This window comes from Pseudomonas syringae pv. cilantro (assembly GCF_001293775.1).
Classification (GTDB): Bacteria; Pseudomonadota; Gammaproteobacteria; order Pseudomonadales; family Pseudomonadaceae; genus Aquipseudomonas; species Aquipseudomonas syringae_P.
In genome coordinates this window covers 12,027-25,486 of the sequence record NZ_LGLN01000065.1, presented here as the reverse complement: position 1 = coordinate 25,486, position 13,460 = coordinate 12,027, and the positions used below count along the sequence as shown (strand labels likewise).

13 protein-coding genes and 1 pseudogene are annotated in these 13,460 nt (G+C 60.0%); 3 read left to right on the top strand and 11 right to left on the bottom strand.

All coding sequences use genetic code 11. The features are described 5' to 3' along the window. Window positions 1-42: 42 nt before the first annotated feature. Both ABJ99_RS15655 and ABJ99_RS15650 read right to left on the bottom strand, forming a co-directional pair. Window positions 43-699 carry a CoA transferase subunit B gene (locus tag ABJ99_RS15655; RefSeq protein ID WP_007251323.1) on the bottom strand — a complete coding sequence of 219 codons (657 nt, stop codon included), beginning with the start codon at window positions 697-699 and terminating at the stop codon, window positions 43-45. A gap of 45 nt (window positions 700-744) precedes the next feature. Then, a complete protein-coding gene (locus tag ABJ99_RS15650; RefSeq protein ID WP_054086575.1) occupies window positions 745-1,446 on the bottom strand; it encodes a CoA transferase subunit A in 702 nt (233 codons plus the stop codon). A 129-nt stretch (window positions 1,447-1,575) separates the two neighbouring features. Here ABJ99_RS15650 and ABJ99_RS15645 point away from each other — a divergent pair, with 129 nt between their 5' ends. The 3 genes from ABJ99_RS15645 (at window position 1,576) to ABJ99_RS15635 (ending at window position 3,567) form a co-directional block, all read left to right on the top strand. Continuing rightward, a complete protein-coding gene (locus ABJ99_RS15645; RefSeq protein ID WP_054086574.1) occupies window positions 1,576-2,466 on the top strand; it encodes a LysR family transcriptional regulator in 891 nt (296 codons plus the stop codon). A gap of 88 nt (window positions 2,467-2,554) precedes the next feature. Beyond that, window positions 2,555-2,836, top strand: coding sequence for a hypothetical protein (locus ABJ99_RS15640; protein ID WP_054086573.1), 282 nt, complete (start codon window positions 2,555-2,557; stop codon window positions 2,834-2,836). A gap of 122 nt (window positions 2,837-2,958) precedes the next feature. Then, window positions 2,959-3,567 (top strand): LysE family translocator, encoded by a 609-nt coding sequence (locus ABJ99_RS15635; protein ID WP_054086572.1) that lies wholly within the window; start codon window positions 2,959-2,961, stop codon window positions 3,565-3,567. A gap of 19 nt (window positions 3,568-3,586) precedes the next feature. Here ABJ99_RS15635 and ssuE read toward each other — a convergent pair whose 3' ends face one another. The 9 genes and pseudogenes from ssuE to ABJ99_RS15590 form a co-directional block, all read right to left on the bottom strand. Beyond that, on the bottom strand, window positions 3,587-4,168 hold the full coding sequence (ssuE, locus tag ABJ99_RS15630; RefSeq protein ID WP_054086571.1) for an NADPH-dependent FMN reductase: 582 nt from the start codon (window positions 4,166-4,168) through the stop codon (window positions 3,587-3,589). A gap of 248 nt (window positions 4,169-4,416) precedes the next feature. Next, on the bottom strand, window positions 4,417-5,505 hold the full coding sequence (locus ABJ99_RS15625) for a polysaccharide biosynthesis/export family protein (protein WP_007251329.1): 1,089 nt from the start codon (window positions 5,503-5,505) through the stop codon (window positions 4,417-4,419). Window positions 5,506-5,615: 110 nt separating this feature from the next. After that, window positions 5,616-7,025 carry an undecaprenyl-phosphate glucose phosphotransferase gene (locus ABJ99_RS15620; protein ID WP_054086570.1) on the bottom strand — a complete coding sequence of 470 codons (1,410 nt, stop codon included), beginning with the start codon at window positions 7,023-7,025 and terminating at the stop codon, window positions 5,616-5,618. 11 nt (window positions 7,026-7,036) lie between these two features. After that, a complete protein-coding gene (locus ABJ99_RS15615; RefSeq protein ID WP_054086569.1) occupies window positions 7,037-8,266 on the bottom strand; it encodes a glycosyltransferase family 4 protein in 1,230 nt (409 codons plus the stop codon). After that, complete coding sequence (locus ABJ99_RS15610) at window positions 8,263-9,354, bottom strand: glycosyltransferase family 4 protein (protein ID WP_054086568.1); 1,092 nt, start codon at window positions 9,352-9,354, stop codon at window positions 8,263-8,265. The genes ABJ99_RS15615 and ABJ99_RS15610 overlap by 4 nt, the downstream gene beginning before the upstream one ends. A 1-nt stretch (window position 9,355) precedes the next feature. Further along, window positions 9,356-10,567: a glycosyltransferase family 4 protein gene (locus ABJ99_RS15605; protein WP_054086567.1), complete on the bottom strand. Its 1,212-nt coding sequence runs from the start codon at window positions 10,565-10,567 to the stop codon at window positions 9,356-9,358. Next, the gene (locus tag ABJ99_RS15600) at window positions 10,564-11,565 is read right to left on the bottom strand and encodes a glycosyltransferase (protein WP_054086566.1); all 1,002 of its coding nucleotides are present in this window, start codon (window positions 11,563-11,565) and stop codon (window positions 10,564-10,566) included. The genes ABJ99_RS15605 and ABJ99_RS15600 overlap by 4 nt, the downstream gene beginning before the upstream one ends. Window positions 11,566-11,640: 75 nt before the next feature. Beyond that, a complete protein-coding gene (rfaH, locus tag ABJ99_RS15595) occupies window positions 11,641-12,171 on the bottom strand; it encodes a transcription/translation regulatory transformer protein RfaH (protein WP_054086565.1) in 531 nt (176 codons plus the stop codon). Between the two features lie 62 nt (window positions 12,172-12,233). Then, window positions 12,234-13,388 (bottom strand): annotated as a pseudogene (locus ABJ99_RS15590) (polysaccharide biosynthesis tyrosine autokinase); the annotation flags it as partial. Window positions 13,389-13,460: the final 72 nt, after the last annotated feature.

Here is a 13,460-nt window from a genome sequence, read left to right as displayed (position 1 = left end):
CCGACTGATGACGCCGGAGCGCGGAAACGATAGGCATATGGGTCAAAAACTCATCTCGATCACGTCATCCGGTACAACCAGTTTACCGGCGGTCTTGGCGACGATTTCTTCCACGCTGACACCCGGGGCGCGTTCGCGGAGGATAAAGCTGCCGTTTTCGATTTCCAGGTACGCCAGGTCAGTCAGGACCTTGCGGATGCAGCCCGCCCCGGTCAGGGGCAGGGTGCAGCGCGGCAGCAATTTGGATTCGCCGTCCTTTGACGCGTGGGTCATGGTCACGATGATGTTGTCGGCACCGGCCACCAGGTCCATAGCGCCGCCCATGCCCTTGACCAGCTTGCCGGGGATCATCCACGAGGCGATGTTGCCTTCGACGTCGACCTCGAAAGCGCCCAGTACCGTGAGGTCAACATGGCCGCCGCGAATCATGGCGAAGGACTCGGCCGACGAGAAAATCGACGCACCGATCCGTGCCGTCACCGTCTGCTTGCCCGCATTGATCATGTCCGCATCAATGGTCTCTTCGGTCGGAAACGCACCCATGCCCAACAGGCCGTTTTCCGATTGCAGCATGACGTCGATGTCGTCCGGCACATAGTTGGCGACCAGCGTCGGAATGCCGATGCCCAGGTTCACGTAGTAGCCGTCCTTGAGTTCACGGGCGACGCGTTGTGCCATTTGTTCGCGGGAAAGTGCCATGCTCTGAAATCTCTTTGTTGTTATGGGCCAGAAGAGGCGTCGCAATCATGATGCTCTGACGGTGCGCTGTTCGATGCGCTTCTCGAAGGTGCCCTGAATCACGCGGTCCACGTAGATGCCCGGCGTGTGAATCTGGGTCGGCAGCAGCATGCCCGGCTCGACGATTTCTTCGACTTCGACCACGGTGATTCGGCCTGCGGTCGCGACCACCGGATTGAAATTCTGCGCCGTGTGACGATAGATCACATTGCCGAAGTGGTCGGCTTTCCAGCCCTTGATCAGCGCGAAGTCGCCAGTGATGGCTTCTTCCAGAATCACATTGCGGCCATTGAACTGACGGGTCTCCTTGCCTTCTGCCACAGGGGTGCCGTAACCGGTCGCGGTATAAAAAGCCGGAATGCCCGCACCGCCTGCGCGTAGCTTTTCGGCGAGCGTGCCTTGCGGGGTGAGTTCGACCTCCAGTTCGCCGCTGAGCAGCTGCCGCTCGAACAGCGCGTTCTCGCCGACATAGGAAGAAATCATTTTGCGGATCTGCCGGTCTTCGAGCAGGATGCCCAGGCCAAAACCATCGACGCCGCAGTTGTTGGACACCACGGTCAGGCCCTTGATACCCATGCGCTTGATCTGCGCAATCAGATTCTCCGGGATGCCGCACAGGCCAAAGCCACCGCACAGCACAGTCATATTGTCGGTCAGCCCGGCCAGGGCCTCTTCGTAGGTCGCTACTCGTTTGTCGAGTCCAGCCATGATGATCCGCCTTTTATAGTTGTTGACCGGCAGTCGTGTTGCCGGAGGATCGTATGGCTGGCATCTTCTCTCGGCAGCAGTGATTTGTTAATTTTGTTTTTCTGATCGATTGATAAGAAAAACAAATATATGAATGTCAAACAGCTTCGGGCTTTTCTGGCAGTCGCGCAGTACCTGAGTTTTGCTCAGGCCGGTGAGCGGCTGAATGTGTCGCAACCGGCGCTGAGCCTGACGATCAAGGCGCTGGAGGAGGACCTGGGCGGGCAATTGTTGACGCGCACCACGCGCAACGTCGGCCTGACACCGGAGGGCGAAGCCCTGCTGCCGCTGGCACGCCAGCTGTTGGCGGACTGGGACAACACCGAAGAATTGCTGCGTCAGCGCTTCACCCTGCAAACGGGTCGGGTTTCCATCGCCGCGATGCCGTCGTTCGCGGGCAACCTGCTGCCCGGAGCATTGAAGGTGTTTCGTGGCCGCTATCCACGGGTCAATGTCGCGGTGCATGACGTGGTCAATGAACAGGTGCTGGAAATGGTGCGCCACCGGCGTGTCGAACTGGGTATCGGTTTCGAGCCGGAGTCCAGCAGTGCGCTGCTGTTCACACCGTTCTACCTGGATCGCTTCGTTGCCGTGGTTGCCCACGACTCGCCACTGGCCGAGCGCAGCGAAGTGTCCTGGGACGCGTTGCTGGGCGAAGATTTCATCGCGCTGCAACGACCGTCTGCCGTGCGCCTGTTGCTGGAACAGGCCATCGAGCCCACGCATGGCAAGCTCTCCGTGGCGTTCGAGGGTCATCAGCTTTCCACCATCGGCCGCATGGTTGCCAACGGACTGGGGGTCAGCGCGGTGCCGTCGCTGTGCATCGGGCAGATGCAGGAACTCGGCGCACGTTGCATCCCCTTGATCGAGCCGCGCATCGAGCGTCGCATCGGCCTGGTGATGCTGGCCGATCATCAGCTTTCAGCCGCTGCGCAGGCGTTGCGTGAGGTATTGATCGAAAATGCTCGGGCGAGTCGATAGCCACTATCACGGCGGTTGATTTTTGCTGCAGCAGGCGCGGGCGTAACCTTGCTTCATTCCAGAAATGAAGCCCGCCCGGAGACCTCAGATGAACCAGTTGTTCGCTTTTGCGCTAGTCCTGACATTCAGCGTAGCGTTGCTTTCCGGTTGTTCCACGCATCATGCGGTCGAGCAGCGTCCGTTCAGCATTCAGGAAAGCCATCAACTGGCGCTTGAGGACCTGAACCGTCGCGGTCTGTCGTTTGACGAATACCAGGCACGCAAGGCGCAGTTGATGGCAGACCCGCAGATTCAGCAGGCGCGCGATTTCGACAAGCGCGGTGAAGTGAGCGTTGATCTGGGCTCGGTCACACTGCAACCCCAAGGCTGACAGTCTGCGCAAATCACGTTTCTTGTCGAACTGTATGGCTTAAAGTTTCGCTCAACTGTCCGTGTGTTTCCTGTCGAGCGTTCGATAGGGTGAGTGCCTGACTCACTGATTGGACAGTTTCGATGGTGCTCTCATTTGATTTACTGCTGGCGTTCGCGCTGTTCGCGTTCGTGACCTCGGTCACGCCTGGCCCGAACAACATGATGCTGCTCGCATCGGGCGTCAATTTCGGGTTCAGCCGTACCCTTCCGCATATGCTGGGTATCAGCGTCGGTTTCTTCGTTCTGGTGTTGGCCGTCGGCTTCGGCTTGGGCAGCGTGTTCAAAGCCTGGCCGGTGCTTTACACCCTTCTGCGTTACGTGGGCGCTGCCTATCTGCTGTACCTGGCCTGGAAGATCGCCACCTCAGGCCCTGCTGCCGAAAACGTCGAAAGCAAAGGCAAGCCTTTCAGCTTCATGAACGCCGCGCTGTTCCAGTGGGTCAATCTGAAGGCGTGGATCATGGCTATCGGTGCCATCAGCGCGTATACCCCGATGCAGGGTTATTTTTACAATGTAGTAGTGATCTCGGCAGTGTTCACGTTGGTCGGCCTGCCGTGCGTAGGCATCTGGGCCGGTTTTGGTAGCCTGCTGCGCAATGTGCTGCGCGATCCGCTGGGCTTGCGGGTCTTCAACGGCGTGATGGCCGCCTTGCTGGTGGCGTCGCTGTATCCGTTGTTTGTTGAGCATTGAGCCCGAGTGCAACCGGGCGTTACAACGCCAGTTGCAAATGCCCGCCCGCCTGTTTGTGACGCGCCCGCAATCGGCGTTGCAGGCCGTGGTAGAAGTGTTCCAGCCCTTCATGCAGGCGCTCGGTGAGGATTTCATCCAGCGTGCCGCCTTCTTCGTTGTCGCCGTAGCTGACTTGCGTGTCAATGGCGAAAATGCCGTGCAGCACTTCCTGGGATTTGAGCGTTGAAAGCACCGGCTTGAGCGCGTAATCCACCGCCAGCATGTGCGCAATGCTGCCACCGGTCGCCAGCGGCAGGACCACTTTGCCATGCAGGGCACGTTCCGGCAGCAGGTCGAGCAGGGTTTTCAGTGCGCCGGAAAATGACGCCTTGTATACCGGCGTGCCAATCAGCAGACCATCGGCCTGCCTGACCGCTTCGACAAATTCCACCACCTGCGGGCTGTCGAAACGGGCGAATAGCAAGTCCTCGGCATTGAAGTCGCGAATGCGCAGCGTCGTGACTGCAACGCCATGGCTTTGCAACCAGCTGCTGGCGTGGGCCAGGACTACGCCCGAGCGGGATTTGAGGGACGGACTGCCGGAAAGCGAAACAACGAGCATGCGGGAATTCCTTGCGATAAGCGTCACCCTGTAAAGCAGCTTGTGTGCCAGCCCCAGGCAATCGTCCCGATGCCCCTGCGTTACGGGGGCAAGCCGGCTGCGCACGACATCTGCGAGTACACGTAACTGATGCGCCAGCCGATAACTGTTGAAACGCTGTTGCCAGAGCAACAGTAGGCTGCCGTTCGACAGGCAAAAAAATCCCCGCAACGTTTGCAGGGGTCAGGCATGGTTTACATCGCCATACATCAGTTGCGGAACGCAGCACCCGTCTGCACCACGCTGGCCGATCCCAACAATTGACTGATGAAGCGGCTCCAGCGAGTAATGTCAGCCGGGCCTACAAACACCACGTCTTGCGCTTTGAGTTCGAATTGCCCTGCGAGCAGATAAGCCGTGGGTTTTTTACCTTTTAACTGATACACGGTGGAAGGCGCCTCGGCGAAGTTTTCCGCGCCGCGTATCACATAAACCGCGTCGCCGTCGGCGCTGTCCGGGCTCAGCCCTCCGGCATTGCCCAGTGCTTCAAGCAGCGTCAAACGGGTGGTGCCGAACGAGATGACTTGCGGGTTGCGCACTTCACCCAGCACGTAAATGCGGTTTTTCGAGTTGCTGTTCAGGTGCAGATAGTCACCGTCCTTGAGAAAAATCCGGCTGAGTTGCGAGCCCTTGCGGTTGAGCGAATCGATGTCGATCAGAAAATCCTCGCCGTCGCGGCGCAGGGTCAGCCCGGCCAGGTTGGCATCGTTCAGGTCGACACCGGCGATGCTCACCGCCTGCACCAGGCTCAGCGGGATATTGGTGATCGATTGCGGGCCGGGCACTTTGAATGAACCGGACAGCAACACACGCTGGCTGTTGTAGCGCAGCACTTTGACGTCGACTTTGACCTCGGTGTATTGCGGCGCGAGGCCCATGCGCAATTGTTCGCGGATCTGGCTGACCGTCTTGCCACCCGCGCGGATGCGCCCGACGTAGGGAAAAAACAGAGTGCCGTCAATCAGCACTTCCCGGGTATTGGCGTCGAGCTGGTCCTGAGAACCTGGCGCAGTCAGCTCCGGGTGTTCGAACACCGTAACCAGCAAGGTATCGCCGGGGCCGATCACGTATTCCGGGGTTTTGTAATCAAGCAGCTTTTGCGGCAAGGCATTGGCTTCGGCGGCAGCGCGTAATTGTTGCTGGCGCAGAGTGCCGGGGGTGATGGCAATCAGTTTTGCCTGTGGCTCATCCGGGTCGCTGAGGGTGACATCGTCGGGCGTCATGTGCTGGCCTGGTGCAAATGCACAGCCCTGCAAGATCAGGCTGAAAAGTATTACGGCGAGTAACGTCTGACTCATAGGGGCGTTCCTTCCTGGCGGTGTCTGGCACCTGACGGGTTGCGTGTGTCCTTTTTCAGCGGTGTTCTGTTCCCCAGCGCGGCACCTCTGCTGGTTCTCTCAGCGAAAAATCAGAATGCATTTTTGTTGAGGAAGCCTTTGAACAGGGTCAGCAGAATGATTTTCAGGTCCAGCCAGATCGACCAGCGCTCGATGTATTCCAGATCGAATTCAATGCGCATACGCATCTTGTCCAGCGTGTCGGTCTCGCCGCGCCAACCATTGATCTGTGCCCAGCCGGTGATGCCGGGCTTGACCTTGTGGCGCAACATGTAGCCGCTGACCTGTTTGCGGTACTGCTCGTTGTGTGCCACGGCATGCGGTCGCGGACCGACAATCGACATGTCGCCGTACAGCACGTTGAAGAACTGTGGCAGTTCATCCAGCGACGTGCGGCGCAGAAACCTGCCCAGCGACGTGACTCGCGCGTCGTTACGGGTGGCCTGATGCACCACATCACCGTTTTCCTGCACGCGCATGCTGCGAAATTTCCAGACCATGATCGAACGGCCGTCCAGCCCGTAACGGCGCTGGCGAAACAGCACCGGGCCGGGGGAGGAGATTTTGATGGCGATGGCGATCAGCAGTAACGGCAGGGCGATCAGCAGCAGGATCAGGCTGGACAGGACAATATCCTCGGCGCGTTTCACCAGGCTCCAGGCACCGTCCATGGGCGAATCGAAAATGCTGATGCTGGCCAGACCATTGATGCTTTCGCTGCGCGCGTGCAGCAAATCGAACATGAACACGTCCGGAATCAGATACACCGACGCGGTGGTGTCACTCAGGCCGGTTACCAACGCGCTTAAATGCGGTTCGGCACCGAACGCCAGCGTGATGTAAACCTTGTCGATCCGGCCTTCGCGGGCATCGTCGATCAACTGATCCAGATCACCCAGTACCGACAGCCGACGTCCCTGGTCATCCAGGTCCATCTGCTGCGGGTGCGAGTCATAGAAGCCGAGCAGGTTGAGCCCCATCCACGGCGCTACCGAGATCGAGCGCGCCAGCCGCTCGCCCACCTTACCGGTGCCGACGATGACCACCCGCCGCGTATTGAAGCCGTTGCGCCGCAGGCTATGCAGCACCAGCCGGATCAGCAGTCGGTAGCCGCACAGCACCGCCAGCACCAGCGCAAACCAGCTCATCTGGGCGTTATCGGGCAGTTGCAGGTGACCCAGCAGCAGGCTGTTGATTGACAGCAGGCTGGCGAAGGTCATGGCCCAGTAATTGAACACTTTGTTCAGTTCGCGAAGGATGCGTTCGCCGCGCCACGAGCCATAAAGCTGGTGGTATTCACTGACCCAGTGGAACACCAGCACGGCGAGGATGATGTGCAGCCAGGCTTCGGTGCTGTCAAAAGCTGCCAGGCGGTTTTGCCAGTGACCGATCAGCACGATCACCGTCAGGTCGAGCAGGCGATGGGCGACCGAGAGTGCCGACTGATGGGCGTGCAGAATGCCGCGAACCGGATTGCGCATGGGGTGCTCGCTCAGACAGATTTCAGGGGGACAGCGCGGATCGGCAAATCGCTGCCCGCGCCTGGCGAGTGCTGAGCGGCCAGTGGCGGCTCAGGCAGCCGCGCAAGGTGGGTCGATCGGGCGGCTGCCAACTGGTGGTCGACGAACGCTTTGATTTCTCTTTCGAAGCGCGCCAGTGAAAAGCGTTCGGCATTGTTCCGGCAGGCCTGCGGCGTGATACGCGATTGCGCGGCCTCGAATTCATCGACGGCGGTAATCAGCGCGGCGCTGTTTTGCTGCCGGTAGAACACGCCGGTGGGCTGCGGGTGATCCAGGCCACGCACGGTTTCCAGGACGCCGCCCTTGCCGAACGCGATGACTGGTGTACCGCAGGCCTGAGCTTCAACCGGGGTGATGCCGAAATCTTCCTCTGCAGCGAATACGAACGCCTTGGCGCTGCGCATGTGCTTCAGCAATACCGAGGCCGGCTGGAAACCCAGCACCGTGATGTTGGGCACCTGACTGGCAATCGCTTGCGCCTTGGCCAGGTCCGGACCGTCCCCGATCATGACCAAGCGTCTGTCGGGCATGGCGGCGAAGGCTTCGGCAATCATCGGCATACGCTTGTAGGGCACCATGCGCGAGGCGCTGAGGTAGAAGTCCTGGCGAGCACCGCTCATGGTAAAGCCCAGCGTGTCCACCGGTGGGTAGATAACCGTGGAATCACGCTGATACGCCTTGCCGATACGCGCGCCGATGAAGCCCGAGTTGGCAATGAATGCGTCTACGCCGGTCGAAGTGCGCTGGTCCCACAGGCGCATGTAATGCAGGACCAGACGCGCCAGAACGCCTTTGAACCCGCGGTTCAGCCCCGATTCCTGCAGGTATTGATGTTGCAGGTCCCAGGCATAGCGGATCGGCGAGTGGATGTAGCTGATGTGCAGTTGATCCGGGCCACTGAGCACGCCCTTGGCGACGGCATGGCTGCTGCTGATGATCAGGTCGTAGCCGGACAGGTCCAGTTGCTCGATGGCCAGCGGCATTAATGGCAGATAACGCGGGTAGTGTTTTTTGGCACCGGGCAGCTTCTGGATGAACGTCGTTCTGGCCACTTTGCCGTGCAGCTGCGCACGATCCTGATCATTGAAGAAATCGATGACCGAGAACAGGTCTGCTTCCGGCCATATCTTGATCAGCGAAGCCAGCACTCGCTCTGCACCGGAGTACGACACCAGCCAGTCGTGGACGATAGCGATTCTCATGGTAGCTCCCGTTGGCTTTGCAGGATGGCGGCAGGTTGCAGGAGCAAATCGATCCGCTGTGAGAGCTGTTGCGCGGAAAGGTCCCAGGAGAAGCGCTGTACATTGTCCAGCCCGCGCAGTCGCAAGGCCTGACGCAGTGGCGCATCGATGAGCACGCGCTGCATGGCGGCTGCCATGTGGCCAACGTCCAGCGGATCGAAATACAGCGCGCTGGTTTGCAGGACTTCCGGTATCGAGGCGACATTGGCAGCCAGTACCGGGCAGCCGCAGGCCTGAGCCTCCAGCGGTGGAATCCCGAAGCCTTCGTACAGCGACGGGAAAATGAAAGCAGTGGCGCCCTGATACTGCTCGATCAGCTCGCTATCGCTCAGGCGACCGAGAAAACGGATGCGTGGATCGCGACAGGCCAGGCGTTGCAGGTCTGGATCGGCAAACAGGCTGGTCGCCGCGCCGACGATGTGCAGTTGCAGATCGGTATGGTCACGCAGGCTGAGAAAGGCCTGAATCAAGCGCTTGAAATTCTTGTGCGCTGCCGGAGAGGAAACCGCCAGTAAGTACCGCGGCTCCGCGGATGGCGCTGTGCGAGGTGTGAAGTCTTCGCTGACCGCCGCCGGCGTTACCAGCACCTTGTCTTGGGCGAAATTGTAAAAAGCGCAAATTTCGCTGCGCGAGAAACGGCTGCCGGTAATCAGCGTTCTGGCGCGCGACAGCAGTATGGGCGTGATGATCCGATAGGCGAGCCTGAACAGCCGCGTGTAGCTCTGCGGGTATCGGACGTAGTTGATGTCGTGATGGGTGGCGATCTGATTGGCATACAGCATGGGGCCGGTGTTGCTGATCGAGATCAGCAGCGGACTGCCGCGATTTTTCAGGTAAAGCGGCAGATCGAGCTGTTCCCACAGGTGTCCGCTGCTGCGACCGATGCATTGCGCGTCCAGCGCTTTTGCCGCGTCATGCAGCCTGATGCTGTGCGGCGCGACGAATACCAGATCGTTACGCAATCGTCGCAGCGCTCTGCACATCTGCTCTGCATAACGTTGCACACCACTGACGTCCTGGGTGAGAAACCGTGAATTGATGAAGATCATCTCAAGCATCCTGCAAGTGATGGTGGTGTGCCTGGGCGAAGATGCTTTCGTATTGATCAAGCATCAGGTCGAGGTTGAGCAGTGAAGCCACGCTGTTGCGCGCCTGAGCGCCGAGGCGTGCGAGCAATTGCGGTTGCTGATGCAGCTTGAGCATCGCCAGCCCCAGTGAGTCCGGGTCATCCGGGTTGCATAACAGACCGTTGAGTGGGTCCTGAATGATTTCCGGCAGCCCTCCCATGCGGCTGGCGATGACCGGAAGTGAATGAGCGCAGGCCTCGACGGCGACCATGCCGAACGGTTCGTTCCACATAGAGGGCACGACGGCCACGTCGATCTGCCGGTAGAAATCCTCGGGTTTCTGATGGCCGACAAAACTGATCGCGGGCGAAGTGGCCATGGCCTTGAAGCGTTTTTCGTCTTCCCGTTGCCCGCGCCCTGCGATCTTCAGCGTGGCGTCGAACGGCAGGTGCTGGAATTGATCGATCAGCCAGCCCACGCCCTTGGAATCCGACAGGCTGCCCAGATACCCGAAGCGCAGCGGCGCATGGGCGGCACGGGCGTTGGCCTGCTCCGGCAGCGGCGGCACGAACGGGCTGGCGTTGTGCACCACATAGCCTCGTGCGCCCTCGAAATAGCCTTGCGACTTCAGCGTGTCGAGCATGAAGCGGCTGACACCCACTACCGTGTCGACTTGCTCCGAGCGTTGCGCATGGTCCTTGCGAAATTGTTTGCATAGCAGGCACTGGCGCTGGCAACTGTGGCCTTTCTTGAACAGCGTGCTGCTCGGGCAGAGCAGATAGAAATCGTGCAGAACCTGCACGATGGGGCGTTGCGCCGCGGTGATTTCGTCCCAGGCCGATACCGACCAGCCGGTCAGGTTGTGGCAGACTACGATGTCTGGCTGCTCCATATCCATCATCTGCCTGACCGGGGCGCGCATGCGTGCGTTGTAGCGATCGCGCCAGTGCCAGGCGAACCGCGCAAGGCGCCCCGGTCGTTGCGCCATGAAGTGCCAGTAAACGTTGTGCAGTCCTGCGCGGTAGACCTTGACCTGATTGACTTCCGTCATCTGCAGCCCGGGCTGGTCGGTGGTGGCCAGGACCGCCACGCTGTAGCCGCGCTGCCGCAAGCCCTCGACCGTACGCTGCAGAATGATTTCTGCGCCGCCGCCGATGTCGGGCGCGTAAAGGCTGCTGAGGAACAGGATTTTCATAGCGGGTAGGACTTGTGCAGACCCAGTACGCTGGCTTCGCCGTCGTGGATCGCGTCTTCGATAAGGCTCAGGCGTTGGCCTGCGTCGCAACGCAGCGCAACCAGGCGCAACAGGCAGAAGAACACCCAGCGATTGAAGCGGTAGATCAGCGTGGAAGAGGCCCAGACGTGCTTGTCGAACCATGCCTGATTACGCGCGGCGTAATAAGCGCGCAGATCCGTTCCCCCCAGCAAGTAGCTTTCATAGACATTGCGCGTGCGCGCCTTAATGTTCCAGGAATTTTCCAGATCATCGAGCAGCGCGTCGGGCACCAGGAAAAGCTGTCCGCCTCCTGCGGTGATCCGCCAGGTGTATTCGTTGTCATCGGCATACAGCTTGAGGGCGTCCAGCGGCAGGCCGATTTTGCGGTACAGGCTGTGATGGGCCAGCAGCCCGCCGTAGGTGCCGAATGGCAGTTGCACCATGCCCGGCAGGCGCGAACCGGCCTGCGGGCGGCCCCAGGGCAGACGTCGCCAGATCTTGTACGGCGACTGGGCGATGTGAAAGCCGAAAAAGCTGGAGCGACGCTGGACGGCGAAACGTTTCGGCACGCCAGCGGCGATGTCCGCCTGATGCGTGGGGCGAAAGCCAAGCACGGCGGTCTGGTCTCTGGCGTGCGTCTGTTCCCGTTGATGCAGGCATTTGTGCAGCAGTTCGAGCGCGTGGCAGGTCGGTGCGTTGTCATCGTCCATCAGCCAGATGTACTCGGCACCGGCTTCAAGCGCAGCCTGAATGCCGACCGCATAACCATTGGCCGAACCGGTGTTGACGGGCAGCCAGATGATCTGCACTTGATCAGGCCACTGATCGCTCAGTGCCTGCAACGGCGCGACCGACGCATTGCTGACAACAATGACGCGCTCGACTTGCGGACTGCGCAGTGAACGGCTGATCAGCGTGTGCAGGTAGTTGAAACGATCACCATAGGTGAGCGTCACCAGAGTTGTCGGGTGGGGCATGGTCAGGTTCCGCTTTGTATGAGGGCTGCCGGGGAGGAGGATTCGAACGCGCGTGGACTCAGGGTCGGGGCCGCGTTACGCCCGGGCTTCGATTCGCGACAGGCTGCTGATGGGCAACACCACTTTTTGCTGGCGTTGCAACAGGTTGAGCAGAATCACCGCGCGCTCAGTGCCGTCTGCGGTCAGGAAGATAGCTTCCACGTCGCAGAAACTGCCCGCGGTGATCATGACCTGTTCACCTTGAGCGAACGCCGTGTGCTGTTGTGGCAGCGTGAGGCGGTCGCGGATCTGCTCGATAAGCTGATCGCGAACCGGCACCGGATGCCCGCCGAAGGTCACGATGCGCGAGACGCCGCGGGTCGAGCGAATCGGATACCAGTTGTCATGCACTTGATCCATACGGATGAACAGGTAGCCGGGGAACAGTGCTTCTTCGCTCTGCACGCTGAGCGATGAAGGTTTCACTGCTGCCTTGAGCGGCCGGTAGCACTCGAAACGTTGACGTTGCAGGTGTTCCTCCGCACGCTTTTCCTGCCGCGGCCTGGTCTGAATGAGATACCAGCGAGCGGGCTGGTCGGAGAGGTCTGTGGCTGCGATTGCGGTCATGATCAAGTCCTTTTAAATGAGACGCTGCGGGTGACGAACTGCGGGTAACGAGAACGATCGGCTTAACGTGGCGCGCTTTTATAGTCGTAGCCATAGGCGGCGCTGTCGTAAGCGGAGGTTGCGGCCTTGCGCACCACTGCATTGAAGATCGCGCCCTTGATCAGAATGCCGTTCTGGCCCAAACGCCGTTTGCAGGCTTCGATTTCCTTGACGGTGGTCATGCCGAAGCGCGCTACCATCAGGCAGGTGCCTGCCTGCCGACCGACCAGCGAGGCGTCGGTTACCGCAAGAATGGGCGGAGTGTCGACCAGAATCAGGTCATATGACGGAGCCAGCTCGGCGAGCATCTTGTGAAAGTTATCGTGCATCAGCAGTTCCGACGGGTTAGGGGCCGCGAAACCACATGAGATGAGGTCCAGGTGCCGAATCCGTGTCGGCGTGATGACATCGGCACAGCGCCGACGGGCCGCCAGCGTGTCGGACAGCCCGTGCTTGGGTTGCAGGCCGAAGATGCGATGCAGATAGCCTCTGCGCATGTCGGCATCGATGAGCAGCACCCGTTTGCCGGTCTGGGCAATGATCACTGCCAGGTTGCTGGAGACGAATGATTTGCCAGCGCCCGGCGTCGGGCTGGAAATCATCAGGATGTTATTGCGCGCCTCAAGCATCGCGAAGTGCAGGCTGGTGCGCAGGCTGCGCAACGATTCGATGGCCAGGTCGTCCGGCGCCGCGGCACTGAGCAGCCTGGTGCCCGGCCGGGTGGGGGCGCTTTTGCTGTTTTTCTCCAGACGGTCCTGCTGGCGCGAGTAGGGCAGCGATGCGTAGACCGGCATACCCAGGCCTTCGATGACCTCGGCGCTTTCCACGCCGCGATAAAAGGCCTGGCGAACGAAGATGATCATCACCGCGACCAGCGCGCCGATCAGTGTCGCCATCAGCACGATCAGCTTCTTCATGGGCTTGACGGGTTTTTCGGTGTTGGCGTTGGCGTGGTCGATGACCCGCACGTTGCCAATGCTGCCAGCGCGCAGAATGTCCTGCTCCTGACTCTTGTTGAGCATCAGCGAGTAGGTCTGACTGGTGACTTGCATGTCTCGGGTCAGGCGCAATAACTCCTGTTGCGTCATGGGCAGCGCCTCGATCTTTTTCAGCAGGGCCTTTTTCTGTTCTTCCAGCTGGTTCATCTGGCTCATCAGGCTGCGGTAAGTCGGATGTTCCGTATCCGCGCCACGAACCCCACCTAGAAAAAAATGAGGATCTGATTTAGCGAGGCATCTCTGGCGAGCAAT

Coding starts and splice junctions, on each gene's coding strand:
- ABJ99_RS15655 (WP_007251323.1), bottom strand. CDS start 699: ATGGCACTTTCCCGCGAACAAATGGCACAACGCGTCGCCCGTGAACTC.
- ABJ99_RS15650 (WP_054086575.1), bottom strand. CDS start 1,446: ATGGCTGGACTCGACAAACGAGTAGCGACCTACGAAGAGGCCCTGGCC.
- ABJ99_RS15645 (WP_054086574.1), top strand. CDS start 1,576: ATGAATGTCAAACAGCTTCGGGCTTTTCTGGCAGTCGCGCAGTACCTG.
- ABJ99_RS15640 (WP_054086573.1), top strand. CDS start 2,555: ATGAACCAGTTGTTCGCTTTTGCGCTAGTCCTGACATTCAGCGTAGCG.
- ABJ99_RS15635 (WP_054086572.1), top strand. CDS start 2,959: ATGGTGCTCTCATTTGATTTACTGCTGGCGTTCGCGCTGTTCGCGTTC.
- ssuE (WP_054086571.1), bottom strand. CDS start 4,168: ATGCTCGTTGTTTCGCTTTCCGGCAGTCCGTCCCTCAAATCCCGCTCG.
- ABJ99_RS15625 (WP_007251329.1), bottom strand. CDS start 5,505: ATGAGTCAGACGTTACTCGCCGTAATACTTTTCAGCCTGATCTTGCAG.
- ABJ99_RS15620 (WP_054086570.1), bottom strand. CDS start 7,025: ATGCGCAATCCGGTTCGCGGCATTCTGCACGCCCATCAGTCGGCACTC.
- ABJ99_RS15615 (WP_054086569.1), bottom strand. CDS start 8,266: ATGAGAATCGCTATCGTCCACGACTGGCTGGTGTCGTACTCCGGTGCA.
- ABJ99_RS15610 (WP_054086568.1), bottom strand. CDS start 9,354: ATGATCTTCATCAATTCACGGTTTCTCACCCAGGACGTCAGTGGTGTG.
- ABJ99_RS15605 (WP_054086567.1), bottom strand. CDS start 10,567: ATGAAAATCCTGTTCCTCAGCAGCCTTTACGCGCCCGACATCGGCGGC.
- ABJ99_RS15600 (WP_054086566.1), bottom strand. CDS start 11,565: ATGCCCCACCCGACAACTCTGGTGACGCTCACCTATGGTGATCGTTTC.
- rfaH (WP_054086565.1), bottom strand. CDS start 12,171: ATGACCGCAATCGCAGCCACAGACCTCTCCGACCAGCCCGCTCGCTGG.